This is a genomic window from Micromonospora lupini str. Lupac 08, assembly GCF_000297395.2.
GTDB classification, from domain to species: domain Bacteria; phylum Actinomycetota; class Actinomycetes; order Mycobacteriales; family Micromonosporaceae; genus Micromonospora; species Micromonospora lupini.
In genome coordinates, this window is the sequence record NZ_HF570108.1 from 2760416 (window position 1) to 2785536 (window position 25121).

The following is a 25121-nucleotide window of genomic DNA, read 5'->3' on the forward strand; positions in this document are numbered from 1 at the left end:
CGGCGTGATCAACGGTGATGGTGGTCGACTGGGCACGGAGGCGGCGCGTCGACTCGCGCAGACCGGGTGTTGTGAGGTCGCGCCGGGCCTGACGGATGAGGAGTTCGATCGCATTGAGAGGATGTACGGCTTTGAGTTCGCCGATGACCATCGCGCGTTCCTTGCGGCGGGGCTGCCGCTGAACGTCCCGTTCGAGCCGGAGGAGGGCGTGTCCTACGCGTGGGAGAGGCCCTGGCCGGACTGGCGCAACGGTGACCCCGGTGCCATCCGTGAGCGCTTGGAGTTGCCGGTGGAAGGGGTGCTCTTCGACGTGGAACACAACACGGTATGGCACGACACCTGGGGCGATCGGCCGGCAGGCCTCGACGAGGCGTTGGAGACCGCGCGGCTCAAGCTTGGGCAGGCGCCACGACTGGTACCCGTCTACGGACATCGGTTCCTGCCCGCCGGGCGTGGAAGCGTCGGCCACCCAGTCCTCTCGATCGTGCAGACCGACATCATCTACTACGGCACAGACCTGGTCGACTACATCCATCAGGAGTTCGGCGGCCCGGGTATGGATAGGACAGATCAACGCTGGAACCCGAAGGCGACGGTGGCGTTCTGGCGGGACTTCCTCTGACCCGTCCAGCACGCCGGAGCAACCTCGACCCATGCCGCCGTCGTAGCCGTTCCGGTGTTCAACTGACCGCGCCGCGAGCTGTCGAGGCTCGTCCGACTGTTCGGTCAATGGGACGTGCTCTTACTGGCACGGGCCCGTAGGGCCGATCGCAGGCGCCCAACGCGACTGCGGGAACACCAGTTATCAGTTCCGGCCTAGCGAACCCTGTTGCACCAATCCCACTCCCTCCGGACATCGCTTTGGGTGAGCGTTAACCTCCTGCAGATCACTGGGCGGCGCGACACGCCAGTGACGCGGTCAACAGATCCACGGAACGCTTCGGTCCGAAGGCGGTCGCCTGCTCAGCTGCGTCAGGTCCGGCAGGGGCACAAGTCATCGTCACCGTCGCCGCAGGAAGGCGTAGACGATCTTGTTGGAGCCGAATTCCGACACGTTGACGAGGTCCCAACCAAACTGCCCGAGGACCTCGGCGGCAGCAACCGCCTCGCTGATCTGGTCGCCGCCCAGGCCGTGATGGGAGACCACGGCCAGCAGGCGATAGGGGTACGTCCGAAGATCGGCCCTGCCCTGCAGAATCGCACGGGCGGTGACGGTGCGGGTTCGGGAGATTTGCTCCGGGGTCTCTGCGGCGGGCATACCCGGCACCATAGTGACTCGTCGCTCGGGCCGTCTGCCAGCGTCGCAGCCGGTATGTTCGAGACGTGTCTGCGGTGACCTGTGTGTCTCGTCTTGTCGTGGCGCTCGTTGCGGTGCTCGCCACTGCCGCCTGTGACGGTGCCTCGGCTCCGGTGAGTCCGCCGACCGCAGGGGCGGCCACGAGCAGCGTTGCCTCCACCGCACCTGCCGCCTCGGTCGGCCCCGTCTATCGCGCTCAGGATCTGGAGCTGTGTAAGCGTACTGATCTTCGGCCGCTGGCGGAGTTGTCGCTGACGGTGGCCCGTACCGATCCGAAGCCACCTCTCGGGCAGCCGGGTGCGGCGTGTCTGTTCGAGATGCGGACGAAGGACGGGCATGAGGCGAGCCTGCGAGTGGAGGCGTCGACGCCGGCCAACGCGGAGGAGGCTCGGCTGCTCTATCGGTCTACGGGACGGGTGACGGTGATGACTCCCGTCGGCGGCATCTCCGGTGTGGGCGACGAGGCCGAGGCCTTTACCAGGCGCTCCGAGCCCGGCTTCAAGTACGCCGAGTACATGGTCCACGCTCGCATGGGCAACCTGGTGGTGAAGGTCTGGTTGGCCATCGGTGGTGCCTCATACGTCGCCACTGAAACGCTCGCGCCGAAGGCGCTGACGTTGCTCAGGGCGACGCAGGCGGCCGTACCCACTGTGTGATGCGCCCGTCGGTCATCCTCGGACGGCCTCCGGCCACCGCCCACCGGGTAGCTTCGAGTGGTCGCCGACCTGGGTGGCGATGTCCCGGATGTTGCCCAGCGCGTCGATGAAGCGCTGGCTGATGGTGAGCAGAACGTCCAGGCCGGCGGTGACCAGCTCTCCGACCGACTTGGCGAGGGTGGAGATGGCCCAGGGTAGGTCGATCACAGTTCCGCCTTCACTCGCTGCCTGCACCAGTTTGCCGACCAGCCCCGTGACGATCTTTGCGAGTTCGACGGCGTAGTCGACGTTCGCCTTGGCGATCGTGAACAGCCACTGGCTGATGAACTCCGACTTAAGGACGGTCTCGTCGACGGCGGCCTTCTGCTTGAGTGCCTTGGCGTTGTAGGCACTCGCGGCGTCGCCGGTCCACTTGGGTAGGTTCTCGTTCTTCGGGTTGGTGGTGTCGGAGGAGAGGTCGGAGATCGGTGTCTTCACGTCGTTGACCCAGCGGAAGCTGACCTCGATGAGCGAGAGCACCGGCAGTTGATGCTCCAAGGACTGCTCGACCCGGTCGAGGACGACGTTGAGTGCCGCTTGGGTGGTTTCCAGGCTGTGCTTGATCCACAGGAGTGCTGCCGGTCCGAGGAGCCACTTCCACTGCTGTACCTTCTCGACGATCTCGTTGAAGGTGGCGATCGCCGTGTCGATGCCGGAGCGGATGTAGTCGAACGCCTTGTTGAACGGTTCCCCGTACTCAAGATCAGTGGTACCTGGCATGGGGTGCTCCGTGCCCTCTCCGAGCGTCGCGTGCGGGTTGCTAGGCCTTGTAGATCTTGTTGAGGTCCAGTGAGACGACCTCGTCGGCTCGGTCGTACTCGTCGGCGATGCGCCGCAGGGCCGAGCCGACCTGCTCAAATTCGGTCACCGCACCATTCAGGACGGTGACCATGAAGGCGTGGAAGTCGTTGTACGCCAGTGAGTGGATGAGGACGTTCGCGTCACCGATGAAGAAGGCTGAGGGGTCGAGATGTAGTTGCTCCGCAGCGACCTTGATGGTGGCGACCCGGTCCGACAACGTCAGCCACTTGCCTCCCTCGTCACGGAGCGAGTCGGTGATGACGTTCAGGGCATCCATCTGACTACCTCACGATCCAGTCGGTCCGGCGCTGGCCAGCTCGAACGCACGGAAGAGGGAACGGGCTTCGAATTGCAGCTGACCTGCGTCTGCCCGTGCGATTCGCCTGACGTCTCCGGCGATGCCGGTGATGCCGCCTCCGCGGATGCGCAACGTCAGACAGCCGTTGGGGCTCGTCATGCTCGACTCGTCCGTCCGTCTGTGCGAGCGAGTCGCAGCGTCGAACTCTGCGTCAAGGTCGGACAGCGTTCGCCAGGTGTCGCGCAGCCACGTGTACTCGTCAACGTCCCGATCGGGGGTACTGTCGAGCGGCTCCTGGTCCGGTACTGCAGGACCTCGCTCCTCCGTCTGCAGATGAAGGAGCGCCGCCACTTCGAGGGCAGCCTGCACGGCGGCGGCGTATGCCTCGAAGAGCGCATCGGCGAACCCGGTGGGGCCGAGCCGGCTGCGCCAGTCGCGAGCGATCGTGACAGCTGAGACCTCTCGCCGGGTGTCGACCACCACACGGACGGAGCCGGTCTGATCTGCCCTGGAGCACTCCTCGGGCCGCGGCTCACGTCCCGTCTCGCGCAGCGCGCGATCGGCCTGCTCGCGTAGGGCGGAATCATCGCCCAGGAAGTCCAGACTCGCCAGTTTGAGGCGTTCGTGCTTGCTGCCCTGCTGCATTCGCCCCCCGGCTTCCTGCTCGGTCAACGCTTTCCGTGATGCGCCCGCCACGGCGAGGTAGGACCACGGTACGTGAACGACCAAGATCCGGGGGACCCCGGGCGCTGGGCTGGACGTCTCGCTACAGCGAGGGCATCATCGAGGCAGAGAGGTGCCCGGGGAACCGCGCCGATCTCCGCGGCGGCGGACCGTTCGGTGTGAAGTGGCACTTGGTGGTGAGTGCTGAGCTGTGGTCGTTCCAGGTGGGCCCGGACAAGATCGAGGCTGGTTGTCCGGATCTGAGTGGCGCTTTCGGCGATTGGCTTGGCTGCCGCTGCTCGACCTGATCCCGGCTCGATCAGAGGCGAATACGTAGGTAGGCCCGGTCATCGAAGCTCACCTGTCCGGGCAAGACCGCCTTGGTGCCGGCAAGCTCCGCCACGCACCAGGGGTCCTTCTTCAGAAGCAGGGCAAGCTCTGATTCGGACGCGGCCAGGGTCTCGCCGATGACCGGGTAACCGTCGCTGGCAATCACCAGCTCGTCGATGCCCTCGGGCACCGGATGCACTACCACCAACGACGGAGGAACGGGCCGCCCATCGATTGCGGCATACCCATATGGGCCGATGCTGTTGCGGAGGGCACCCTGCCGTCCGATCAGAGCTCGCGCCGCGCGTCGCCCTGAGTCCGCCTCTACCACCCGGTCCATGCTGATCGTTCCGGCAGCGGCCTCCGCAGCGAGAATCGCAGCCCGGAACGACGCAGCGACGCGGTCGACCAGTTTGCGTGGTTGCCCGACCGACGCAGGGAGTCCGCTGTAGGAGAATCCGACGTCACCGATCTGCCAGATCTCGCGGCACGCTCGCGAAAAGACGGTGACCGCAGCGCTCGGCCGCTCGGCTGCTGTCAGCCCAGAGTCGAGGCGGGCCGCTAGTTCCGCGGTCATGGCCGCAACCGCCCGATGCGGGTCAACGTCGTGCGGCAGGTGCTGCACGGCGTCCCGGCAAGCCGCCATGGCCCACCATCCACCCGCCGCGCTTCCGTAGCGCCGGCCACTAACATCCGTGGCGCCGTCAATGACAGCCGCATGCTCTGCGGTCACCACGATTGCGTCCTCGCAGACGTGCGGATCTCCGGACTTACCCAACACGATCTGCTCCACGATCTCCACAACTCTGATGTTCGCCTACGGCACTGAACCGCATCGAGCCGGACGGTGCCAACTCGGTCCGGACGGTGCAGCCTTGCGGCGGACGGGACAGGCGGAAGCCGGCCGCACCTCGTTGGCAAAATTTCCACCCACACCAGCCAACAGGACTCTTGAGCTGCTGAAACAGAACCAGTTAGCGATCTCCCTGAGGGGTGCTACGAAGAGCGGCGTCGTGTTGGCCAACAGGCGGTCCAATGCTGTGGGCTGCGGACAACAGCCGTACGTGTGCCGATTTCTGAAGTCGTGGAGCAGCGGTGAACGCCAGGTCGCGTTGGGTGCGCGTGTGTGGATGAGCCTCGAGAGCTGCCGCGGTCGGTGGCAGCCCGCCGCACACCGGGAGTACCCGCGATGCCTTCCTTCTCCGAGTGGCCCGACTCTCCGCTGGACTCCGCCCAGCGTGCTTTCGACCTGCTCGTCCACCCGCCCACGACTCTTCAGTTCGACGGCCGCCGGTTCGCCGGCTGCCCGGACCGCCTGATGTCCCTGTACGAGCTGAAGCGGTTCCTCCTCGACCGGGACACCTCGCGGGGGGTACGCGACCTGGTTTGGCGGGAACTCGTCGTCCGCTCGCGCCAGGACGGCCCCGGCTGGGTGTTGGGGGCGGTCGGCCTCGCGATGCCCGGCCTGCGGGCCTTGGCAGGTGGGCTGGCGCGGGGTTACCGGGGCGACAGCGACGATATCGACGCGGAAATTTTGGGGACCTTCTGGGACCGTCTGATGCGCCGGGTGGACGTCGACCAACCGCGGATTCTCCCGCGCATGCTCGACGCTGCCGGCAGGGCGGGCCTGAAGGTGCGGTACGCCGACGTCACCACCGAACCCTTCGACAGTGAGCCTCCCGGGCCGCGTACCCCGCTGCAGCCTTGGGATCACCCGGAGTTCGTTCTGGCCCGCGCGGTGGCGATCGGGGTGATCGACGCCGACGATGCCAACATCATCGCCGAGACGCGGCTGGAAGGCGCATCGGTGCAGGCGGCTGCGGCCCGGTGGGGCATCGCGGGACAGTTGGCGTCGCACTGGCGCGACCGGGCTGAGTCGAGGCTGGTGGACGCCATCCGTGACGGGGAACTGGCCCACGTCAGGCTGCGTACCCGTCCGGCCAAACCGGTCCGCCGCACGTCCCTGCGGGCGTGGCCCGGCCAGTGACCGGGCGGGCTGTTGGGTGACGGTTGGCCACTCGTTGGCCGGTCAGTCCCGGGAAACCGGGGCCAACACGGGCTCTTGGCGGTCACGAGACCGATCACCCCTCCGACACGCCAGCCGGGGTACGCGAGCGGTCTCGGGCGCCGCCCGGTACGGGTGGTGACTCGGTCCGGCTCCAGGTCCGTGCTCACCACGAAACCGAACCCGGTGTGGAAGGAGCAGTGCTTCCACGGTCCCCGCTCGTGCGGGCGGCGCCTCCCATCCGCTTCGAGCACGTCCCACCGAGAGGTGGGGCGGGAGGTGACCACCGATGCGCCGCATCCTGAACCGACTGTCCCTGTCCACTACGACCAACGCCGGTGTCCTGCTCGGCCCGGCCGCGCAGGCCATCGCCGGAGCGCCGGACCTGCTAGCCGTCAACAACCTCCCGACTGTCATCAACAACCTGGTCGTCTGGATCGTCGGCATCCTCGTCGGTGTCGCCACCCTGTTCCTCACCTACGGTGGGGCGCTGTACCTGATGGCCGGCGGTGACCCCGGGCAGGTGGAGAAGGCCAAGGGCGCACTCAAGGGCGCAGCGACGGGCTATGCGCTCGCCGTGCTGGCCCCGGTGCTGCTGACCATCCTGCGCGGCATCCTGGGGACCTGACCCCGATGTTCTGGGACATCGTCGGAGTCGGAACCCTGCTGGACGAGATCCTCACCTGGCTGGCACAGCGGGTCGCGGACGTCATCGACGCCCTGTGGTCACTGCTGTCCTCGGCGTTCCTCGTCATACCCGACGTCACCGGGCTGCCGCAGGTCGAGACGATCGGTGCCCGCGCCCTGATGATCGTGAACACCTGCTTCGTACTGGCGATCATCGCCTGCGGCGTCGTCATCATGGGTCGGGACAGCGTGCAGGCACGCTACGGCGTCGGCGAACTGGCGCCGCGCCTGGTCATCGGCTTCATCGCAGCCAACTTCGCGACGCCGCTGTCGAAGGGGCTCATCGAACTGGGCAACGCGCTCACCCAGGCGCTGACCAGTGACCCCATCGCCACCGACGGCTCCCTCGCCCAGATGAAACGCACAGTCGTCGACGCCCTCACCAACCCCGCCAATGCGCTCCTCACACTGATCATTGGAGTTGCCATCGCAGCTCTCCTCGCGATGATCATGGTTGGCTGGATCCTGCGCCTCGGCCTGCTGGTGATCCTCGTCGGCACCGCACCGTTGGCGCTGGCCTGTCATGCCACACCATGGACGGAACCTGCGGCGAAGCTGTGGTGGCGCGCCTTCATCGGTGCCCTGGCCACCGTCATCGCCCAAGCTCTCGCCCTGCACACGGCGTTGACCGTCTTCCTCAGCCCGACGGCGAACCTGCCCGCCCTCGGCCTGCCCGATGACCCGACCGGCACTTTCAACCTGTTCATCATCTGCTGCCTGCTGTTGGCCGTGGTGAAGATCCCCGCCCTGATGCGCCGCTACGTCACGGGCGGCCAGTCCAACAACGTCGTCGGCGCGTTCATCCGCGTCGCGATCGTGCAGCAGGTCAGTCGGGCCCTGACGGGAGGGCTGTGGCGCGGTGGCCGGCAGGCCGGTCGATCGGCGGCGCGAGTGGCCGCTGACCAGACCGGCCCCGGACGACCGGGGACCGGCCCATCGTTGCCGAGACCGACCGGCGGCGGGCCACGGCCCGGGCCGGTTCCGCGCAGGACCGCACCGACGGAGGCACCGGCTGCCGCGGAGCGTGCTCTACCGAGGGTGCCGGCCGGGCGGACCCCAGCCACCGCGATGCCGCAGCGAATGCCTCACTGGCGTCGGTGGTGGGCCTACACCGAAACCGGCACCGGCTGGCCAGCGGACTCCCCGGCCCAGGGCCTGCGCGGGACGAATCGGCCACCGCACGGGGACGGAGCGACGCCGTCGTCGGTCCGGCCAGGCCCGGCGTCGGCACACCCTCCGAGCGGTACGGGCTGGCCGTCAACGACGGCGTACGGCCCGCGCAGCACCCGCGCGGCAACGCGGTCCCAGGCCACCAGCCCTCTACCACCGACTCCATCCCCCCGGCCGTCGGCCCGACGCAACAGCGACCGCTAGCCCGGCTGACACCCCACGCCCAGTCCAAACGATTGCCTGAGGAGACCCCATGTCTGATGTCGATCTCCGTGCGCGGATCCCTGCCGACGTCGAAACACCCGATCGTCTGCTGTTCAACCTGACCACCCGTCAGGTCGCCATCCTGGCCACCGCCGGGGCCATCGCCTACCTGCTGTTTCGGACACTGCTCGACGTTCTGCCGATGCCGGTCCTGCTCGCCGGTCTGGTCCCGCTGCTCGGCACCGCGACCGTCCTAGCGTTGGGCCGCCGGGACGGATTGAGCCTGGACGCCTGGCTGCTCGCCGCGGTTCGCGGCTCCCGCACCCCACGACGGCAGGTTCCCGCGCCCGGAGGGGTGCTCAAGACGCCGCGGTGGGCACCCGCCCTCACCAGCGCCGAGGGTGAGCTGACCCCACCCACACCGCTGCGCCTACCGGCCCGGTCCATCGCCACCAACGGGGTGGTCGACCTCGGCGGTACCAGCGCCGCGCTGGTCGCCGTGAGCACCGTCAACCTCGGGCTCCGTACCCCAGCGGAGCAGGCCGCCCTGGTCGGCGCCTACGCGCGGTGGCTCAACAGCCTGACGGCCCCAGTGCAGATCGTGGTCTCCACCCAACGCGTCGACCTGGCCGGGCACGCGCAGCGCATCGCCGACGCTGCGGATCTACTGCCCAATGCCGCTCTTGCCGACGCCGCTGCGGATTACGCCGAGTTCCTCCTCGACCTGGAAGACGAACGGCAGCCGCTGTGGCGCACCGTCACCATCGTCCATACCGCGACCGGCGCCCGCCGCGACCAGGACGCATTGCGCGCCGCCGAGCACACCGCTGGAGCGTTGCAGAGCCTGGGCGCCAGCACCCGCGTACTGGATGGCCCTGCCGTCGCCGCGGTGCTGGCCGCCGCCGTCGACCCCTACACCCTGCCCGTGCCCGGCGAACGGGCCCTACCTGACGAGCCCATCACCGCCGAGGAGCCGTCGTGAACCTGCTGCGACTGCTTCGTCCTCGTCGGCCTGCCCGCCCGGCCACACCGCCGTCCGCGGAGGCCGACACCCTCGCCGCGCTTATCGGTCCGGCCAGCGTGGAAGTCACCCCCCGCTACCTCAAGATCGGTGAGGGGTACGCCTCGACGTTGATCGTCAACGGCTACCCGGCGGAGGCCGGGGCCGGCTGGCTGCTCCCACTGACCGGCTGGCCCGGTCGTGCCGACGTCGTCATCCACATCGAACCACTCGCCCCGCAGGTCGCCGCCTCCCGGTTGCGCCGCCAACGTGCCCGACTGGAATCCTCCCGGCGCGCTGACGCCCAACACGGACGCCTCGAAGACCCGGGCACCGAGGCCGCCGCCGCGGACGCCGCAGAACTCGCCGACCGAGTCGCCCGCGGCGCGAGCCGCCTGTTCCGGGTCGGCCACTACGTCACCGTGCACGCGCCCAACCTGGACGAGTTGACCGAGTCCGTCGCCCACGTACGGGCCACCGCCGCCTCGGTCATGCTCGACACCGTCCCAGCCACCTGGCGGCAACTACCGGCCTGGACATCGACCCTGCCGATGGGCGTAGACAGCATCGGCATGCGGCGCGTCTTCGACACCGATGCCCTCGCCGCAGCGATGCCCCTGGCCTCCGCGGATCTACCCGCCCCCTTGCCCGGCGACCCGCCCAGCGCCTCCGGGGTGCTCTACGGGGTCAACACCGCCACTAACGGCATCATCTGGCACGACCGCTGGGCCGCCGACAACCACAACAGCCTCGTACTCGCACGATCCGGCGCCGGTAAGTCGTACTTCATCAAGCTCGAAACCCTGCGCTCCCTCTACGACGGAGTGCAGGTCAACGTCATCGACCCCGAAGACGAATACCTGCGGCTCGCCGAAGCAGTCGGCGGCACCGTCATCCAACTCGGCGCACCCAACGTCCGGCTCAACCCGCTGGACATCGCTGCCGACGACAACCGACCCGACGCCCGCAACCGGCGAGCCCTGTTCATGCACACACTGATTAACGTCCTGCTCGGCGCCGGCGGCCACGACGGTGCGATGGCACCCACCGAACGCGCCGCCCTCGACCGGGCGGTCAACACTGCGTACCTTGCTGCCGGCATCACCAACGAACCGACTACCTGGGCCCGCCCGGCTCCGCTTCTCCGCGACGTCGCCGCCGCCCTGGAGGTCGACGCCACACCGCCGGCGCTCACCCTTGCCGCCCGCCTCTCCCCATGGACCACCGGCAGCTTCAGCCACCTCTTCGACGGACCCACCACAACCGACCCCACCGGGCACCTGGTGGTCTGGTCCACCCGACAGCTCGCCGACGAACTCCGCGCCCCCGGGATGCTCCTCGCCCTCGACGCGATCTGGCGCACCGTCGACGCCCCACCCGCCGACGGCCCGACCGCCGACCCACGCCGCCTCGTCATCGTCGACGAGGCCTGGACGCTGCTGCGCGACGGCGAAGGCGTCCGATTCCTCAACCGGCTGGCGAAGGCCGCCCGCAAGCGGCGGGCCGGGGTGTCCGTGGTGACACAGGACGCCGCGGACCTGCTGGGCTCTGAACTCGGGCAGGCCGTCGTCGCGAACGCGGCGACCCAGCTCCTCATGCGCCAGGCCCCGCAGGCCATCGCCGCCGTCGCCGACAGCTTCAACCTGACCGGGGGAGAGGCGCGGATGCTGCTGTCAGCGCAACGAGGGGAGAGCCTCCTCCTCGCGGGCGCCAACCGGGTAGGCGCCCACGCCGTGTCCTCTCAACGGGAACACGAACTCTGCGTCACGGGTGACCTCGACGGGCAGACGCCGTGACAACGCTCACCTCATCGACACCGCCGGCGTCGCCCTTCGTGCCTCCGCCGGTGCCGTCCAACCCAATCGCGGACGCCATCGTGGACGCACTCCGGTGGGTGACCGACCGCCCGTGGCTAGGCATCGTCGTCGCCGCCCTCGGGCTCGTCGTACTGATCGCGCGAGGACAACTGCTCAGTTGGCGGCACCGGCGGCTACTGCGTCACGCCCACCAGGTCGTCATCACTCCACCACCGGAGGTCGATCCAGACAGCGCTGCACGCTGGTGGGCTACCTGCGCAGAGATTCTTCGCCCCGCCGGGTGGCGGCGCCTGATCCACGGCACTCCACACGTCGGGTTCGAATACCGATGGGCGGGCCGGCAATTGACCATCAACATCTGGTTGCCCGGCACCGTGCCCACCGGACCCGTCCTCGCCGCCATCACCGGCGCCTGGCCGGGCGCCACCGCCGCCGTCACTGACGCCACCGCACCGATACCCCGGGCGACCCTCGACGAGGGCGGCGCCCTGCTTCCCACCCTCGCGGCCTGGTACCCGATCGTCACCGACCACGACAGCGACCCCCTACGACCACTGATCTCCGCGCTGTCCGGACTGCAGGATCCCGAGTACGCCTGCGTGCAGGTACTCACCCGCCCAGCCACACCCCGGCAGATCCGTCGGCTCCGCGCCGGGACCGGGGCCCTCCGCAATGGCCAGCCCGCACGAGGGCTACTCGACCCCACAGCCTGGCTCCGCGGCCTGCTCGAACTGATCGTGCCCGGCCCCGGCCGGGCACCCGCAGCCACTCGGGTCGCCGCCACCCGGTCGGTACCGACAGATCCGGAACGCGATCGCGACGCCCGCGCCGCGGTCGACAAACTCGCAGCCGGGCAGCTGTGGGAGACCTCGATCCGGTACGGCGTCGCCCACACCAACCCCCGCAATGCGGCAGAAGACAATCTGCGGGCCCGACTGAAGACCCTCGCCCACGGCGTCGCCTCCGCCTACGGCGTCTACACCGCCCGCCAACGACTGCGCCGCGTCCGGCTCAAGCAGCCCGCCGCAGTATTGTCCGCTCGACCACTGCGCTCCGGGTACCTGCTCGGAGCCGGTGAACTCGCCGCCGTCGCGGCCCTACCGACCGACCTGGCCGTACCCGGCCTCCGACGCGCTCGCGCGAAGCCCATGCCAGCGCCGGTCGAGGTCCCCGCCGGCGGACGCGGCGTCAAACAACTCGGACACGCCGAGATCGGCGGTCACGCCGTCGGGCTGCCCGTCGTCGACGCCCGCCAGCACCTGCACGTCCTCGGCTCCACGGGCGTCGGCAAGTCGACCTTCCTGGTCAACATGATCCTCGACGACGTGGCCGCCCGCCGCGGTGTCGTGGTCATCGACCCCAAGGGAGACCTCGTCACCGACGTCCTGGACCGGCTGCCGGAGACCGTCGCTGACCGGGTCGTCCTCATCGATCCCGACCAGGACCAGGGCGGCTACTTCAACCCGCTCTCGGGGGACGACCACGACCTCGCCGTCGACAACGTCGTCTCCATCTTCAGCAAGATCTTCCAGAGGCATTGGGGGCCGCGCATCGACGACACCCTGCGGGTCGCCTGCCTCACCCTGATGCGCAAGGCGCACGCGACGCTCGCGTTGGTGCCACCGCTGCTCAACGACCGCCAGTTCCGGATGGCCTTCACCGACGGGCTCGACGACCCAGAAGGCCTGCTCGGCTACTGGAGTTGGTACGAGTCGATGCCGCCGCCGGTGCGAGCGCAAGTCATCGGACCCGTCATGGCCCGGTTGAGAGCGTTCCTGCTGCGGGACTTCCCACGCCGAACCCTCGGCACGCCCCGCTCTTCATTCGACATGGGGCAACTGCTCGACAACGGCGGCATCCTGCTCGCTCGCCTCCCCAAAGGCCAACTCGGCGAGGACACCTCTCGGCTGATGGGTTCCTTCGTGTTGGCCCGCGCCTGGCAGGCCGCCACTGCCCGCGCGAGACTGCCCGAAGACAAACGACGCGACTGCACCATATTCGTCGACGAGTGCCACAACTTTTTGAATCTGCCCGGCTCGGTGGACGACATGCTCGCCGAAGCCCGCGGCTATCGCATGAGCCTGGTGCTGGCCCACCAGGACCTCGCTCAACTACCACGACCCACCCAGCTTGCACTGAGCGCGAACGCTCGTAACAAGATCACCTTCAACGTGGCGCCTGAGGATGCGCATCAGATGGCCCGGCACATGTTCCCGGAACTGTCCGAACACGATCTAAGCCACCTGGACGCCTACCAGGCAGCCGCGCGGCTGGTCATCGGCAACCGGGAGACCGCGGCGTTCACCCTGCACACCCGGCCACCCCGCCCCGTGGTCGGCGCCGCCACACACATCCGGGCCGCTTGTGCCGCTGCCAGCGGCAACGCGACGGACCCGACCGCCATCGAGCAGCTCGCCAAGCGCCTCGCCGGCAGCGATCGAGGCAAGACATCCCGTCGCAGCGACTGACGTCGCAACTTCCCACCCCATACACCGGGGTGGGTTCGCACCCTGGTCGCCGGTCCGGCCCGGCCATGGTCGTTGCGAGCAGCCTGGGAATCGGCCGGTGCTCACCCAACAACGCAGCTAGGAGACGTACATGAGTCATGATCAGCCGTCCCGACAGTCCCACCGGGGGGACATCCTCCAATCGGGGGGTGCCCCGTGACCCCCCGATCCCGATCTCCCCTCCGTCGCTCCACGACCACGCTTTCCGACGTCTCGGCCCGCCTTCGCCCTCGCGATCGGGTGATCGCCTTCCTGCTGTCCGACCACACCTCCCTCACCACCGACCAGATCACCTCGGCCCTGTTCGACTCACCGGTCACCTGCGCCCATCGCCTCTACACCCTGCGACGGCTCGACTTCATCGACCGTGTACTGCGCTCCCACCCCGGCCAACCCGCACAGGTCTACTGGGTGCCCGGCCGGCTCTCCGCCCGCTTCGTGGCCCTCGCCCGCGGTGACACCCCGCCCACCCCGAAAACCGTCGCACTCGCTGCGGACTCGGTGCTGTCCAACCGGATCCGGCAACACACCATCGAGACCAATCAGTTCTTCATCGACCTCCTCGCCCACGGGCGCGGTCACCCCGAGGTGAGGCTGACCCGCTGGTGGTCCGAGCAGCAGACAGCCGCCGCCTTCGGGCAACGGGTACGCCCAGACGCACACGGTGTCTGGACCAACGGTCGCAACAGCGTCGGCTTCTGGCTCGAGTACGACCGTGCCACCGAAGACCACCCGCGTCTACGCGACAAGCTGGAGCCCTACCGGCGCCTCCGTGTGGACGGCGGGCCCGGCCACATCCTGCTGTTCTCCCTGCCGAGTCGGGAACGCGAACGCAACTTCCACACCAAGCTCGCTGACGCCGCCCGTCACGATCACCGTGTCGCCGACGCCTTGGCCGCGCTCACCGTCGCCACCTGCGCCCGCGACCGGATCAACGGACACAGCCCGGCCGGACCGGTATGGCGGCTCGTGGGCAACGGGGGACACCGGCTGAGCCTGGCCGACCTACCCACCACCGACGACGAACCAGGCCCGCTCAACCCCGGCCCACCACGCCCGGCCGACGACCCGCTCCACGAGCTGCGTGACGAAGCAGAGTGAACCGTCGTGTCGATACCTGGCAGAATGGGACCTGCCGATTCGCTGACTGCCCGCCCCAGTAGGGGCACCCGGTGACCTCGTACGACATCGCCGCCAGACTGCCCTCCATCGGCCGGCTGCGGCAGCGGTGTAAGGCATTGGCCCTGCTGGAATGCATCATCGACGGCGCCGGTCACGCCGGTTACGCCGCTTCCACTGCGCGACGAGCGGAGACGCGGCTGCATACACGTCCTTGACGCCGCCGATGACCACCAAAGCCACGTCCACGTATCGCCTGTAGTCCTGGCCCGCCTGCTCAACCCTGTCGACGTTTCGGAGCTTGTTCGAGTCCTCGTGGCTCATCGGGAACTTCCCTCTCTCATACAAGTTGGCTGCGTCGGACGCACGGATCGAGCGGCGCCTCGTGTTACGGTTTTGGAGCTTCTCTGTGTTGCTGGTGAAAAGTATCAGCAACACAGTTCACAAGGAAGGGGTGTTGCCGTGAAATCCGGATCGGGTTCGGCGGTGGCGTTTGGCCGCGTGCTGCAGGCCGTGCGCAAGCACCTGTCGAAGAACCAGGCCGACGTCGCCGCCTCCTTCGACCCCAAGCTCTCCGTGGCCGCCGTCTCCATGGCCGAGAGCGGCAACCGCCCACCCAAAAGCGAGGCGATCGTCCGGGGCTACGCCGCCGCCCTGGAACTCGACGAGGATGCGCTGCTCGACCTCTGGTGGGCGATGCAGGGGATGGTCGCACTGGAGAGCGAGGCGGAAGAGCGCGTGGTTAAGCAGTGGTGGCGCGAGCTGAGGCCGGGTTTCGACGCCGAATTTGACCTTCACCGCGCCAGAACCGCCGCCAAGACGAAGCGGACTCCGAACGACGACTATTACGCGCCTTCGGCGGCCCTGATCGCCCTCGCCGACGCGATCTGCGGGATCCTGGCGCGCATGCTGGGCGAATCATGGAAGGTTCGCTATAAAGCCGAGATCGGCCTCCGTGAGCCCTCCGACGGCTACCTCGCAGTGGTCAATATCGAGCTGCGGGCACAGGTTTCGGACGGATCTCTGGACACGATGGCCACCTTCGCGTGCCCTGAGCCCGTGACACGGCCCTTTCCGACCGAACTGATGGGGGCAAAGCCTCAGGGAGGCTCCTCTCTAGAGGCCGGATGGATCCTCAATGCGCTGATGGCGATGCCCGCCCGCGAACGAGCGGCCGTCGCCGGGTTCATTTACGGTCTGCGAGAGGGTTCCAGCCTCTACGGAGCCAGCGAAGACAAGTAGCGGCGCCACCGACCCCGAATCAAGGCCGTGGGTCAGCAGTCGGCGTGGGCCACCGAGTTCCAAACCTGGCACGCACTATGCGGCCGCCGTCGGCCAGCAGTCCGCAGGCGAGGGAGATCACCGCGACACTGACGCCGGTTCGCCAAGCGGGGTTCTCGAGGGGCAGCGTGATCCACCAGACGATGAGCAGTGCGGCGCGGGCAGCGAGCCGCAGCAGCCAACTTCCCACGTATTCTCCCCAGGCGAGACACGGCGAGCCCCTCCGCACCCGATGCTCGGTTGAGCTGAGAGCACCGATGAGACGGCGAAGATCCGGCACCCACCTGCGCGCACCGTACCTTCGCCTCGCGCTAGCCGCGCTCGGTCACCGTCGTGTTCGGGTGACGCGCGGCTGTCGCGTTGGTGACGAACCGACCCGTGACCTCCGGTGCAACGTGCTCAGCGGCGCCGGCGGTTCTTCTTTCCCCGTTTGCCGCGTAACTGCCTGGTGCTGCGTCGTGCACTCGGAGGAACCTTGTTGTTGAAGGTGGCCGCGAGGCCCCGCAGCGGGGTGACCTCGAGGGCGGCGTCTCGGTCGGCAGTCCGACGTTGAGGCTCGCCGCGGTAGCGAGACCCGCGTAGCGACCCGTCGGTCTCGTACAGCAGCAGCATCGACCGGCTCGACCGGGTCTGGTACTGCTTCGCGTCTATATACCCGGGGAGATGGTCGATGCTCACCCCTTCAGGCACGGCCGCCGCAGTAAGCAGCCAGGGCCCGGCACTGGTGGTGCCGTGAGTGGTCACGCTGCGCTCGATGTCGCCGCCACGCGCCTGGTGGCACTGCTCCTCCAGCTTTTTCCCGATGTCGCGCTGCGCGCTCTCACTCAGACCGACCAGGTCGGCGCCAAACCGAAGCCACCCGGGTGATTTGGCCGACTCGCTCGCTGCCAGGTACTGCTCAACCCACGGCTCCTCCTGGCGGGTTGGCTTAGGTGCTTGGACTTCTGAGAGACCGTCGCGGCTATAGAACCAAGCATCCAGCGGATCAGTGAGAGTTCCGAGCCGTACGCGGGACTGCTCCTCGTAGCGGCGCATGTCGGACGCCTTGATGGGCCTGTCGATTGGGAGTTGGGCCGCGACGTCCCGCGGGTCGGGCTCGAAGTACATGCCTCCGTTGACGAACCACATGAACATGTCGAGTTCGTCGACGCCGTTCACCATTGTTGCGAGCTTTCGGCCGCGGCGACGCCGCAGGTACTCGAGGAACTGGGCGGAGTGGTCGATCGTGCGGCTGATGACGATCAGGTCGTGCAGGCTCACGATCCACGGCACCTCGTCGGTATCGATGATGCCCTTGTGCGCGAGCTCGTTCATCGACAACGACAGCGGACCCATATCGTCGAGCATCACAATGATCGAGTGGATCTCCCTGACCGACGCCAGGTCAATCCACTCACCGCCGACGCTCCAGACCCCCTGGTTGGTGCGGATCAAGTTGGTCAACCGGTCCGCTTGCTCGTTGCCCTCCTTGAGGGTCTTCTGCAGGTCTGAGGCCAACCGTTTGGCGTTGCCGCCGCGGGCCTTCTCCGTGACGGACCCGGCCTTCACCTCGACGCACAAGGCGATACCGTCGACGACGAACAGTAAGTCCGACTCGAAGTCCCGGGTCGGGACGCCCGTCCGGTCGGCGTCCTTGCCCAGGCTTGCCGTTTGGTCGATGGAGACCGGGCCGGCGTACTTCTGCCCCTTCCAGTGGGGCTCGACTCCGGCAAGCAGCTTGCTGAGCGCGGCAGCCGCCTTCGACTCGGAATACTCGGCCCGCCGTCCGTCGTACTTCGACCACACCTTGCCTGCACTCCGGCGCTTCCCGGCGGCGGCCGCGGCGATCCCACGCTCGATGTTACGGCGCAGTTCGTCTTCACCCAGGAACCCGTTGAGGATGAGGTACTCGCCGTCGTCCGCGATGCACCCCCACGGCACCACACGCTCCCCCTGCGCGAACCTGATGACCGGGTTAGCCTCACTACCCGCCGGCCGCGAGGTGCTGAAATACTCCAGCACTGCCTTCGCCGTCGACTCCTCGATTCCGGCACGGCCTGCGGCCTCGATGGCCGACACAGCCCCAAACAGCCGGCACTCGTTCACCATGAGATTCATGTCGCGCCGGAACGCGTCTGCGTCGATGTCCTCGATGTCGACACCCGACTGAGCGACGTCCCCGACGCGGTCGCGCGCACCGAAGAACCGCTCGTTTAGCAGGGCCACCGACGCCTCGCGCACCGCCCGGATTGCGTCGAGGGTGAACCCGAGGGTATTCACCATGACGGTGGCGACGGTTGGATCACCCAAGAGCTCGGTGTTCAGTTCCTTCGCGATCGACTCGTACTGTCGTCCGCGGACCGAGAGCTCGTACCCCTTGAACTCGCCTGCGAGAGTGCCGAGCGGCTGATCTACACGCTGACCCTGCAAGACAGCGCGCGTCTGGGCGGCCCTCACGATGTCGGCCGCCAGACCTAGCGCCTTCCCGGGGTTGGGCTGCCCCGAGTTCTCGCCGGTCAGCGGCTGCCGGGGCAACCCCATGCCTAGGAGCGTGAGTGCGATGACGTCCTGAGCGGCCTGAGAGTTCTCGACCTGGCTCTGGCTCTCTCGCATTTCGCTGAAGTCCCACGGCCCCGCCGCGAAGCGAAGGAACGCGAGCGTGTCGAACGAGTCGTACCCATGCAGGCGCTTCTCAAGCGCAAGGCGAGCGGACGCGAGTGCCTCCCCGAGGTAAGTGAGGGCATCGTCAACATTAGATGCAGCCTGGGAGAGTTGCTGGAGGTAGGTTGCGGCTCGGGTGAGGCTACCCGTCACGCCGGTGCCTACGACCTCCATCCGTCCATACTCGGAGTTCACGGCCCCAGTATGACGATCCCCACTGACATCGGATCCCATTAATTCCCGACGTCGTCGGGCTGGCAGAGATCCGAGATTGACCGGCTCGGCGGTGGCTGGCGGAACACCCTCACGGGGTGGGGAGGACATGCTGGGTTGCATGGCTCGCCCGCAATGACGGCCGGTTCAAATCTGGGTGATGCCAGCTGCAGTAAAACAGCCGACGTCCAAGCCGCGCCGACGGCGCGAGGCATCGGCTCATCGGCCATGAGAGTGCGGTCGCCGGAGCCAGATCCCGCGCCGCGCCGACGCGGTCGGCGTCCGGTGCTGGCCGGCGGAGAGCTGCCGTGAAGGGGTAGATCGACGCTTCACTAGCTCAGCGAGGCTGCCCGGGCGGGTCACGGTTCCGGTTGTCCGCCATGGCCAGGTAGCTGCGAAACCCAACACCCGCGTCGTGGCACCCAACGACCTCGGCCACCCCATGGATGTCGGTCGTCGAAGCGCCCAACACACCTGCTCAACAGTCGACCGTCGAGCGATTCGACCATGATCATTTCCTGTTGGATCGGCGGGATATCGTGAACTCTCTTCTATAGAACCCCCATCACTGCACCATCGCGGGCCTTGGCTCGCCACGGCAGGAGCCGCACCCGCCCACCCGCCACTTTGGCCGGTCGGCCGCGACACATCCTCCCCGGCACCCACGCCCATCTGCACCACCTCGGCGCCACCGCGCCAGCCCTGCCATACAGAAAACATCGCCTCGACGCGCTCGCGTCATCACGCTCGGGATCCCCGCCCGCCGGAGCTTCCAACGGCGCCCGCCCCGCGATCCCGGCACCCCACCACTCTGTCCGCCGACGCTGTCGCCTGCCCGCGCGCTCTCGCGCGATTGCACCTCGGCCGTGTCCCCGCACCCTGCCTGGAGGAGCCCATGCCCGCACGTCCTGCCGTGCACACCATCGTGGTCTGCCTGCCCACCGACGCGACACCCCAGTCCATGCCCGCCCTCGCGGCGACCCGCCTCGTTGCACAACAGTTCCGTCCCGCCGGCCCTGTTGGCCACTTCGCCGCCCATCACCGACTCACCCGACAACTGCTTCACCGCTACCAGGGCTACGCCGCCGGTGGCCCGGTCCGTCACCTTGACCTGGCCGGCATGCGTGCCCGCGCCGCCACCAGTGCTGTCTGGCTGTGGCACCGATGGCGAGACGTCATCGACGGCACGCGCGACGCCCAACCGCTCTCGGCCTTCGTTGACCGCCACCGCGACGAGCCGGCACGCTGGCCGCTCAGCCGCGCCCAACAGGCATACCTCGCCCAACCTCGGGTGCTCGCGATGACCACCTACAACGCCGCCTACCGACGACAACCTATTCCCATCGCGGACATTGAGGCCCTTCAAGTCGGCCTCAACAGCTACCGCACCCTCGCGGCACTCGCGGCCGTGCCCGGCGATGCCCTGGCCGCCGACGCCGCCAACTGGCTCACGCCCAGATCGGGCCGGCTGGCCGACCAGCTGGACTATCTGTACGCCGCCAACGACCACATCGACCGGCTGCGCCCGAACGAGCAATTGGTCGCCATGGCCGCTTGGCCCCTCGCCTAGCAATCGTCCAGCCTGCGGCGCGACCTCCCGGGTCGGGCATACCAACAACACCCACGACAAGCCGCAATCGACTCGGACCAGTGCAGCGACGGGAGACCCCGCCCAGCTAATCGGCCGGGCTGACTTGCCAACTGCCGTCCCTCCCGGCCGGATCAGGCACTCGCCTGACCGGCCGTTTTGCGTGCCCAGGGGTCACCGACCCCACGACAGTAAAGGAGAAAGAAGATGACGATCACCGCGATGCGGCCGCCGCTCGACACGCGTAACTCGGCGCCGGCTCCGGCCCAACAGGCCACCTACCTGATGGTCGGTCCGTCCGGACGGCTGACCGTCCTGGCAGCCCCAGCCGATGGAGATCGACGCATCACTACCGGCGCCGCCTACCGAGTCCAGCTCGATGAATGCACCGTCATGTGGCTCGAGGACGACCAGCAGGGCAGGGGAGTCCCCAACTGGACGGCCACCCAGATGGCCCTCGAGACCACCGGCCGTCCATACCTCGGCCCGTGGGACGAGCCCTACCTGTGCGGGCCGGTCATCTTCACCGGCGCCGGCCGTCACGCGGAACCGATCGGGCTCACCGACCGGCAGTTCTCGCTGCTCGTGGACGCCCACGCCGCAACGGAGCTGTGGTGATGAGGTCGACGACCGCGCTCTTCGACGAGTTCTCTGCGCGTCGGTCCAGGAATCTCTCACCACGACCTGGCGTCAGTCTGGCTGCCGACAGCCACCTCGGCGCCCCCGTCGGACGGGGGGAGCATGAGGCGAAGCACCGTTGCGGACGCGGTCCGAGCATTCCAACGACTGCGTAGCGTCAACGCCGGAAGTTTGGTCGGGGTCGCCCTGGCGGACCGGTACCGCACCTCACCACCACTGAAGGTCGACACACTGCCACCGGCCCAAGCTGCGGTGCTGGCTGCCTCGATAGAGGCTCGGACCGCTGGGGTAATCGACGGGGAAACCCCCGCGTACCTGGTCTACTCCGGCGATCTTCCGGTGGCCTGGTGCACGGTCCGGGCCACCGTCGTCACCCCTGATCTCGTACTCGACGGAACGCCGGCCCGGCACCAGCGGATGGCGGTGTCGGCGATGTCCAACCTTGCCCGATGGGTGCTGGTCGCGCTCGCCGATGCCAGGGCGGAGGGCGAGGAGGCCATCGTCCATTCGGTGATGAGCGAGGAGGGGGCCGTACGTATCGCGCCTGCCGATGACCTGACCTCGTCCGCAGCCGTCCTCCTCGACGGCGACCTCACCGCAGCCAGGGCCAGCATCGCGAAGGTGCTTCCGGTCGATGCCGCAGCGGAGGTGGTGGTCCTCGACGCGCACGGCTTTGGCCGGTACGGCCGCGACTCGCACCGACTGCCACTGCCGGTGCTGTGCGCGATGCGCCGGATTGCCTCGACCCATCAGTTGCCGTTGGCTGCGGTCGGCGACTGGCTCGCGACCAGTGGCGGCGTCGACGCGGACGTGCCCGCTGAGGACCTGCCCGCGATCTTCACCGCCGGCTTCCTCGGTCTCTTCCCGCACCGCTCGGCCTACGCCGAGAGGCACCTGGTCGATCGCGGCTGGGCCACGGCGCTGGCGCGCCTCGGAATGCCCCGGCGCTACATCGACCTCGAAGCCCTGGAGCGGGACCTGTTCGACAACGACGTCTATGCCGTCGCTACCACCGATGCGACTGGTGGCCAGGCTGTTGCCGTATTCCGTCGTCCGCTCCTGTCTTGGCCTGAGACACCGACCTCCATCTCCACTCCCGCCCGTGCGGCAGCGCGGGCGTCGACGAAGGGAATGCACTCATGACCGAAGAGTTCTCCGAGGACAACGGCCGGCTCGGCTGCACAGCCGTCCAGGCATGGCGGGAGGTGACCGGCGAGCCGATGCCCGATGACCTACTGACCGCATTCCTCGCCGCCGCCAGCAGCAACGCCAGTGAAGGACCCAGCGTCGCCTGCGAGCACCACCACAGCAACGGCGATGACCGCCTCGTGTGTCACGTCCGCTTGATCGAGGATCTGCTTGAGGCCCGAGCGCGGACCGACCGCGCACGCCACGAGGCAGCCGAGCACCGCGCCGGCCTACGTCGGCTGCAACTAGGCGTCCGGACAGCAGGGCTCGGCACTCTCGGCGAGAACCCAGACTTCGAGGGGAGCCTCAGCGAGGCGCTGGCCGACTGGGGATTGCCGCCGGTCCCTTCGAACCACATGGTCACCCTTCGCGTGCCGATCACCATCTGCGTCTCTGCGGTCGACGGCGTCGAGGCAGTCCGCCTGGCTGTCAGCGAACTCAGCGAGGAGTCGCCCCGGCTGCCACGCCGGCCACTCTTCTGCGCTGACGAGGTGGAGGTCGTCTCCATCACCACCGAGTGACCGTGATCGCCGAACCCGACCAACCAAACGATCCGCCGCCGTCCCAACAGGGGCGGCGTTCTTCGTCTCAGCCAGAGGAGGTAACACGATCATGACGGAAACCGTCCAGCTGCTCGACGACCAGAACCGCGCAACCCCGGAAGGTAGGGAACCCGAGATCGGGCCAGCCGCCACCGACCCGATGCTCCACGCCGCGGTCACCGAAGAGATGCTCGCTGCCGCCTGGCAGGCCACACATGGATCCGAAGACGCACCGCCGTGGCTGAACAGGGTTGCGATTCTCCTCGCCGCCGGCTACGGGCCGATGCCCGCCACCCCCACGGACGAGATGGCCCACCACCTACTCACTGTGGCCGTTGCCGCCGCCAACGCGACTGCCGAGGCCGCCGTGGTCGAGGCCAACGCGAGGCAACTCGCCCACGACGAGTTCAGCAATGACGTACGCCGTAGGGCGGCCCGCGCCGTCAACAACCGTGAGATCTGCCTGTCGGGCACGAACTACGCCCTGGAGCGGCTGGGGATCACCACTCTCCCCGTTGAGTACAGCGTCGAGCTACTCGTTCCGGTCACCGTCCGGGTGCGCGCGACCGACGAGGAGAACGCCTACGACCGCGCCGCGGACGAGCTGCGCTCCATGCTGCATGGCGGAGACCTGGACTTCGACGAGTACGACCTGCGCCGCGAAGGTGCCCAGGTCAGCGACGAGGACATCGACCTCGACGACCTCGACTGATTGCCACGGCCGGCACCCGGTTTCGGCCCGCCCGATGCAGTTGCTGCTACGGCAGCGGACACAGGCCCGGGCACGGCGCGTGCGACACCGTGAGTGGCAGCTCCTCCGAGCTGGCTCCCGTCAGGCGATAGGCCCATCAAGGGCCGGTACCCACCCCGAAGGCCCGAGGGCGGGCCTCACCTGCGACAGCGGCCCGCCCCCGGAGCTCCTCCGTGAAGGAGCCCAATCATGTCCAAACCCGATGCGCGACCCACCGACAGAGGTGATCTGCTTCGCTCGACCGCGACCATCGCAGTCGTCGCCGTCCTCGCGACCGCACCGGTTGCCCTCCTGGCGTCGTACGGCCATCTCCCGGCGGCGGTACTCGTTGCCGTCATCACGATGCAGAGCTGGATCCCGGTTGGGATCACCGCGACGACCCAGCTCATCCGGCAACGCCGGAGACTCGCTGCGGCCCATGCCCGCGAGGAGGAACTGGAACGTCGAGTTGCCGCCGGTGCCGCTTCTGAGGAGCTGCTACGGCGAGAACTCACAGCCGCCCAGTGCGACCCGCTCACTGGACTTCCCAACCGGGCGCTCGCTGACCGGACCATGGCCGCCGCCACCGCGGTGGCGGCACCGCTGACCATCGCCTTCGCCGATGCCGACGGCCTCAACACGATCAACGCCGACGGCGGACACGCCGCAGGCGATCAGTACCTGAAGGCCATCGCCGCCCGCCTGACCCACGCCGCCGCCTCCGTCAGCGCCGGGGCGCAGGTTGCTCGCACGGGAGGCGACGAGTTCATGGTCCTCGTGCCCCGCGCGGCCGCCACGGCCCTGCGCGACGCCATCCGCATTGCCTTCGTCGGGCCCGCGACCGTAGCGGGACGGCGGATGCCACTCCGGATCAGCGTCGGGATCGCCGTCAGCAGCGGCGGTATCGCCCGCAAGGCCCTGGCCCAGGCCGACGCCGCCATGTTCACCGCCAAGCGGGTGGGCAACCAGACGCTCGTCTACGACGCCGACCGTGATGGCGTGCCGGAGCTCGACGGCACCCGACCTCAGGTGCGGCGCCGGGATATCACGCCCGACCGCGACACGGCGGCCCGGGCGACCGATGGCACTGCCCCGACGACGAGGCTGGTCTGCTCGCTGGACGAGGCGGCCGCCATCGCGAACGCCCTCTGGCTTGCCTACGACCGGTGGGCGGCCGTGCTCCAGACCGAACCGAGCGATCCCGCGGCATCCACTGCTCCGGCCGAGACGATCGACGTCACACCCACGGCGGAAGGACTCGACCGCACGGCCGCTTTCGCCGAGACGGAGATGGCCAAGTACGCGGGCTTGGCACGGCGTATCTCAGCGCTCATCGACAGCGTGAACGAGCGGTCGTGAACGAACCAGACGTGCCCGGCACGCCCGTCTGCCAGTGCGCAGGGAACCGGCTGCGGAGCTGGATCGCCGTCTGCCCGTCAACGAACCGAACTACGGACCGTCCCGCTTTAGACGCCGGTGTCCGTAAATCCGACCTTCCCAGTCGCGCCCGTCCGCAAGCGCGGCCAGCCGAGAGGAACCTGCTGATGCCCAAGCACGTCGCCCCCGAGACCAAGATCGGCCTCCTGCGCCGTTGTCTGCGCCGTGGACTCCACCCCGCCGTCCACGTCCTTGCCCTGGTCAGCCTGCACGTCGTCGCCCTGGTCGTCATCTCCGCGACCGGTCTCGGATCACTCGGGGGCCACTGAC

Annotated in this window: 24 protein-coding genes; 17 read left to right on the forward strand and 7 right to left on the reverse strand. The window is 68.2% G+C overall.

Annotated elements, in window-relative coordinates; all coding sequences use genetic code 11:
• Nucleotides 1-4: 4 nt before the first annotated feature.
• A complete protein-coding gene (locus tag MILUP08_RS13810; protein WP_007458566.1) occupies nt 5-622 on the forward strand; it encodes a hypothetical protein in 618 nt (205 codons plus the stop codon).
• Nucleotides 623-1000: 378 nt separating this feature from the next.
• Here the strand turns inward: MILUP08_RS13810 and MILUP08_RS13815 are convergent, their stop codons facing one another.
• The gene (locus tag MILUP08_RS13815) at nt 1001-1258 is read right to left on the reverse strand and encodes a hypothetical protein (protein WP_039907925.1); all 258 of its coding nucleotides are present in this window, start codon (nt 1256-1258) and stop codon (nt 1001-1003) included.
• Nucleotides 1259-1323: 65 nt separating this feature from the next.
• On the opposite strand from MILUP08_RS13815, the gene MILUP08_RS13820 reads away from it, so the two are divergent.
• Complete coding sequence (locus MILUP08_RS13820; RefSeq protein WP_237747064.1) at nt 1324-1953, forward strand: hypothetical protein; 630 nt, start codon at nt 1324-1326, stop codon at nt 1951-1953.
• Between the two features lie 12 nt (nt 1954-1965).
• On the opposite strand, the gene MILUP08_RS13825 is transcribed toward MILUP08_RS13820, so the two are convergent.
• The 4 genes from MILUP08_RS13825 to MILUP08_RS13840 form a co-directional block, all read right to left on the reverse strand.
• Nucleotides 1966-2712 carry a hypothetical protein gene (locus MILUP08_RS13825; RefSeq protein WP_007458574.1) on the reverse strand — a complete coding sequence of 249 codons (747 nt, stop codon included), beginning with the start codon at nt 2710-2712 and terminating at the stop codon, nt 1966-1968.
• Between the two features lie 40 nt (nt 2713-2752).
• Complete coding sequence (locus MILUP08_RS13830; RefSeq protein ID WP_007458576.1) at nt 2753-3070, reverse strand: hypothetical protein; 318 nt, start codon at nt 3068-3070, stop codon at nt 2753-2755.
• 9 nt (nt 3071-3079) lie between these two features.
• Nucleotides 3080-3763: a hypothetical protein gene (locus MILUP08_RS13835; RefSeq protein ID WP_144056914.1), complete on the reverse strand. Its 684-nt coding sequence runs from the start codon at nt 3761-3763 to the stop codon at nt 3080-3082.
• 310 nt (nt 3764-4073) lie between these two features.
• Nucleotides 4074-4886, reverse strand: a complete 813-nt coding sequence (locus tag MILUP08_RS13840) for a hypothetical protein (RefSeq protein WP_039905952.1) — start codon at nt 4884-4886, stop codon at nt 4074-4076.
• A gap of 516 nt (nt 4887-5402) precedes the next feature.
• Here MILUP08_RS13840 and MILUP08_RS13845 point away from each other — a divergent pair.
• From MILUP08_RS13845 to MILUP08_RS13875, 7 genes are all read left to right on the forward strand, one after another.
• Nucleotides 5403-6071 carry a hypothetical protein gene (locus tag MILUP08_RS13845; RefSeq protein ID WP_144056915.1) on the forward strand — a complete coding sequence of 223 codons (669 nt, stop codon included), beginning with the start codon at nt 5403-5405 and terminating at the stop codon, nt 6069-6071.
• 307 nt (nt 6072-6378) lie between these two features.
• A complete protein-coding gene (locus MILUP08_RS13850; protein WP_007458584.1) occupies nt 6379-6717 on the forward strand; it encodes a pilin in 339 nt (112 codons plus the stop codon).
• Between the two features lie 5 nt (nt 6718-6722).
• Entirely contained in the window at nt 6723-8150 is a 1428-nt protein-coding gene (locus MILUP08_RS33785) for a TrbL/VirB6 family protein (RefSeq protein ID WP_007458585.1), read from the forward strand.
• A 49-nt stretch (nt 8151-8199) separates the two neighbouring features.
• On the forward strand, nt 8200-9132 hold the full coding sequence (locus MILUP08_RS13860; RefSeq protein ID WP_007458586.1) for a PrgI family protein: 933 nt from the start codon (nt 8200-8202) through the stop codon (nt 9130-9132).
• Nucleotides 9129-10946, forward strand: coding sequence for a VirB4 family type IV secretion system protein (locus tag MILUP08_RS13865; protein ID WP_007458587.1), 1818 nt, complete (start codon nt 9129-9131; stop codon nt 10944-10946). Before MILUP08_RS13860 ends, MILUP08_RS13865 begins: the two co-directional genes overlap by 4 nt.
• Entirely contained in the window at nt 10943-13435 is a 2493-nt protein-coding gene (locus MILUP08_RS13870) for a type IV secretory system conjugative DNA transfer family protein (protein ID WP_007458589.1), read from the forward strand. The genes MILUP08_RS13865 and MILUP08_RS13870 overlap by 4 nt, the downstream gene beginning before the upstream one ends.
• 279 nt (nt 13436-13714) lie before the next feature.
• Nucleotides 13715-14575, forward strand: coding sequence for a replication-relaxation family protein (locus tag MILUP08_RS13875; RefSeq protein ID WP_051065708.1), 861 nt, complete (start codon nt 13715-13717; stop codon nt 14573-14575).
• A 156-nt stretch (nt 14576-14731) separates the two neighbouring features.
• On the opposite strand, the gene MILUP08_RS35885 is transcribed toward MILUP08_RS13875, so the two are convergent.
• Nucleotides 14732-14917 (reverse strand): hypothetical protein, encoded by a 186-nt coding sequence (locus MILUP08_RS35885; protein ID WP_007458592.1) that lies wholly within the window; start codon nt 14915-14917, stop codon nt 14732-14734.
• Between the two features lie 138 nt (nt 14918-15055).
• Between MILUP08_RS35885 and MILUP08_RS13885 the strand changes: the two genes are divergently transcribed.
• Entirely contained in the window at nt 15056-15835 is a 780-nt protein-coding gene (locus MILUP08_RS13885; RefSeq protein ID WP_007458593.1) for a helix-turn-helix domain-containing protein, read from the forward strand.
• A gap of 438 nt (nt 15836-16273) precedes the next feature.
• Here MILUP08_RS13885 and MILUP08_RS35280 read toward each other — a convergent pair whose 3' ends face one another.
• Nucleotides 16274-18709 carry a hypothetical protein gene (locus tag MILUP08_RS35280; RefSeq protein WP_237747066.1) on the reverse strand — a complete coding sequence of 812 codons (2436 nt, stop codon included), beginning with the start codon at nt 18707-18709 and terminating at the stop codon, nt 16274-16276.
• A 931-nt stretch (nt 18710-19640) separates the two neighbouring features.
• Here MILUP08_RS35280 and MILUP08_RS13895 point away from each other — a divergent pair.
• The 7 genes from MILUP08_RS13895 (at nt 19641) to MILUP08_RS35890 (ending at nt 25120) form a co-directional block, all read left to right on the forward strand.
• On the forward strand, nt 19641-20297 hold the full coding sequence (locus tag MILUP08_RS13895; protein WP_051065709.1) for a hypothetical protein: 657 nt from the start codon (nt 19641-19643) through the stop codon (nt 20295-20297).
• A 225-nt stretch (nt 20298-20522) separates the two neighbouring features.
• Nucleotides 20523-20933 carry a hypothetical protein gene (locus tag MILUP08_RS13900; RefSeq protein ID WP_007458598.1) on the forward strand — a complete coding sequence of 137 codons (411 nt, stop codon included), beginning with the start codon at nt 20523-20525 and terminating at the stop codon, nt 20931-20933.
• Nucleotides 20934-21056: 123 nt separating this feature from the next.
• On the forward strand, nt 21057-22097 hold the full coding sequence (locus tag MILUP08_RS13905) for a hypothetical protein (protein WP_007458600.1): 1041 nt from the start codon (nt 21057-21059) through the stop codon (nt 22095-22097).
• On the forward strand, nt 22094-22663 hold the full coding sequence (locus MILUP08_RS13910) for a hypothetical protein (protein WP_007458603.1): 570 nt from the start codon (nt 22094-22096) through the stop codon (nt 22661-22663). The genes MILUP08_RS13905 and MILUP08_RS13910 overlap by 4 nt, the downstream gene beginning before the upstream one ends.
• Before the next feature lie 91 nt (nt 22664-22754).
• Nucleotides 22755-23396 carry a hypothetical protein gene (locus tag MILUP08_RS13915; RefSeq protein WP_007458605.1) on the forward strand — a complete coding sequence of 214 codons (642 nt, stop codon included), beginning with the start codon at nt 22755-22757 and terminating at the stop codon, nt 23394-23396.
• A gap of 228 nt (nt 23397-23624) precedes the next feature.
• The gene (locus MILUP08_RS13920; RefSeq protein WP_039905963.1) at nt 23625-24773 is read left to right on the forward strand and encodes a GGDEF domain-containing protein; all 1149 of its coding nucleotides are present in this window, start codon (nt 23625-23627) and stop codon (nt 24771-24773) included.
• A gap of 185 nt (nt 24774-24958) precedes the next feature.
• The gene (locus MILUP08_RS35890) at nt 24959-25120 is read left to right on the forward strand and encodes a hypothetical protein (RefSeq protein WP_167626042.1); all 162 of its coding nucleotides are present in this window, start codon (nt 24959-24961) and stop codon (nt 25118-25120) included.
• Nucleotide 25121 lies beyond the last annotated feature (1 nt).

What these genes read in the sequence shown, in the direction of transcription:
- MILUP08_RS13815 (WP_039907925.1), bottom strand. Translation starts at nt 1,258, where the DNA reads ATGCCCGCCGCAGAGACCCCGGAGCAAATCTCCCGAACCCGCACCGTC.
- MILUP08_RS13825 (WP_007458574.1), bottom strand. Translation starts at nt 2,712, where the DNA reads ATGCCAGGTACCACTGATCTTGAGTACGGGGAACCGTTCAACAAGGCG.
- MILUP08_RS13830 (WP_007458576.1), bottom strand. Translation starts at nt 3,070, where the DNA reads ATGGATGCCCTGAACGTCATCACCGACTCGCTCCGTGACGAGGGAGGC.
- MILUP08_RS13845 (WP_144056915.1), top strand. Translation starts at nt 5,403, where the DNA reads ATGTCCCTGTACGAGCTGAAGCGGTTCCTCCTCGACCGGGACACCTCG.
- MILUP08_RS13850 (WP_007458584.1), top strand. Translation starts at nt 6,379, where the DNA reads ATGCGCCGCATCCTGAACCGACTGTCCCTGTCCACTACGACCAACGCC.
- MILUP08_RS33785 (WP_007458585.1), top strand. Translation starts at nt 6,723, where the DNA reads ATGTTCTGGGACATCGTCGGAGTCGGAACCCTGCTGGACGAGATCCTC.
- MILUP08_RS13860 (WP_007458586.1), top strand. Translation starts at nt 8,200, where the DNA reads ATGTCTGATGTCGATCTCCGTGCGCGGATCCCTGCCGACGTCGAAACA.
- MILUP08_RS35885 (WP_007458592.1), bottom strand. Translation starts at nt 14,917, where the DNA reads ATGAGCCACGAGGACTCGAACAAGCTCCGAAACGTCGACAGGGTTGAG.
- MILUP08_RS13900 (WP_007458598.1), top strand. Translation starts at nt 20,523, where the DNA reads ATGACGATCACCGCGATGCGGCCGCCGCTCGACACGCGTAACTCGGCG.
- MILUP08_RS13905 (WP_007458600.1), top strand. Translation starts at nt 21,057, where the DNA reads ATGAGGCGAAGCACCGTTGCGGACGCGGTCCGAGCATTCCAACGACTG.
- MILUP08_RS13910 (WP_007458603.1), top strand. Translation starts at nt 22,094, where the DNA reads ATGACCGAAGAGTTCTCCGAGGACAACGGCCGGCTCGGCTGCACAGCC.
- MILUP08_RS13915 (WP_007458605.1), top strand. Translation starts at nt 22,755, where the DNA reads ATGACGGAAACCGTCCAGCTGCTCGACGACCAGAACCGCGCAACCCCG.
- MILUP08_RS13920 (WP_039905963.1), top strand. Translation starts at nt 23,625, where the DNA reads ATGTCCAAACCCGATGCGCGACCCACCGACAGAGGTGATCTGCTTCGC.
- MILUP08_RS35890 (WP_167626042.1), top strand. Translation starts at nt 24,959, where the DNA reads ATGCCCAAGCACGTCGCCCCCGAGACCAAGATCGGCCTCCTGCGCCGT.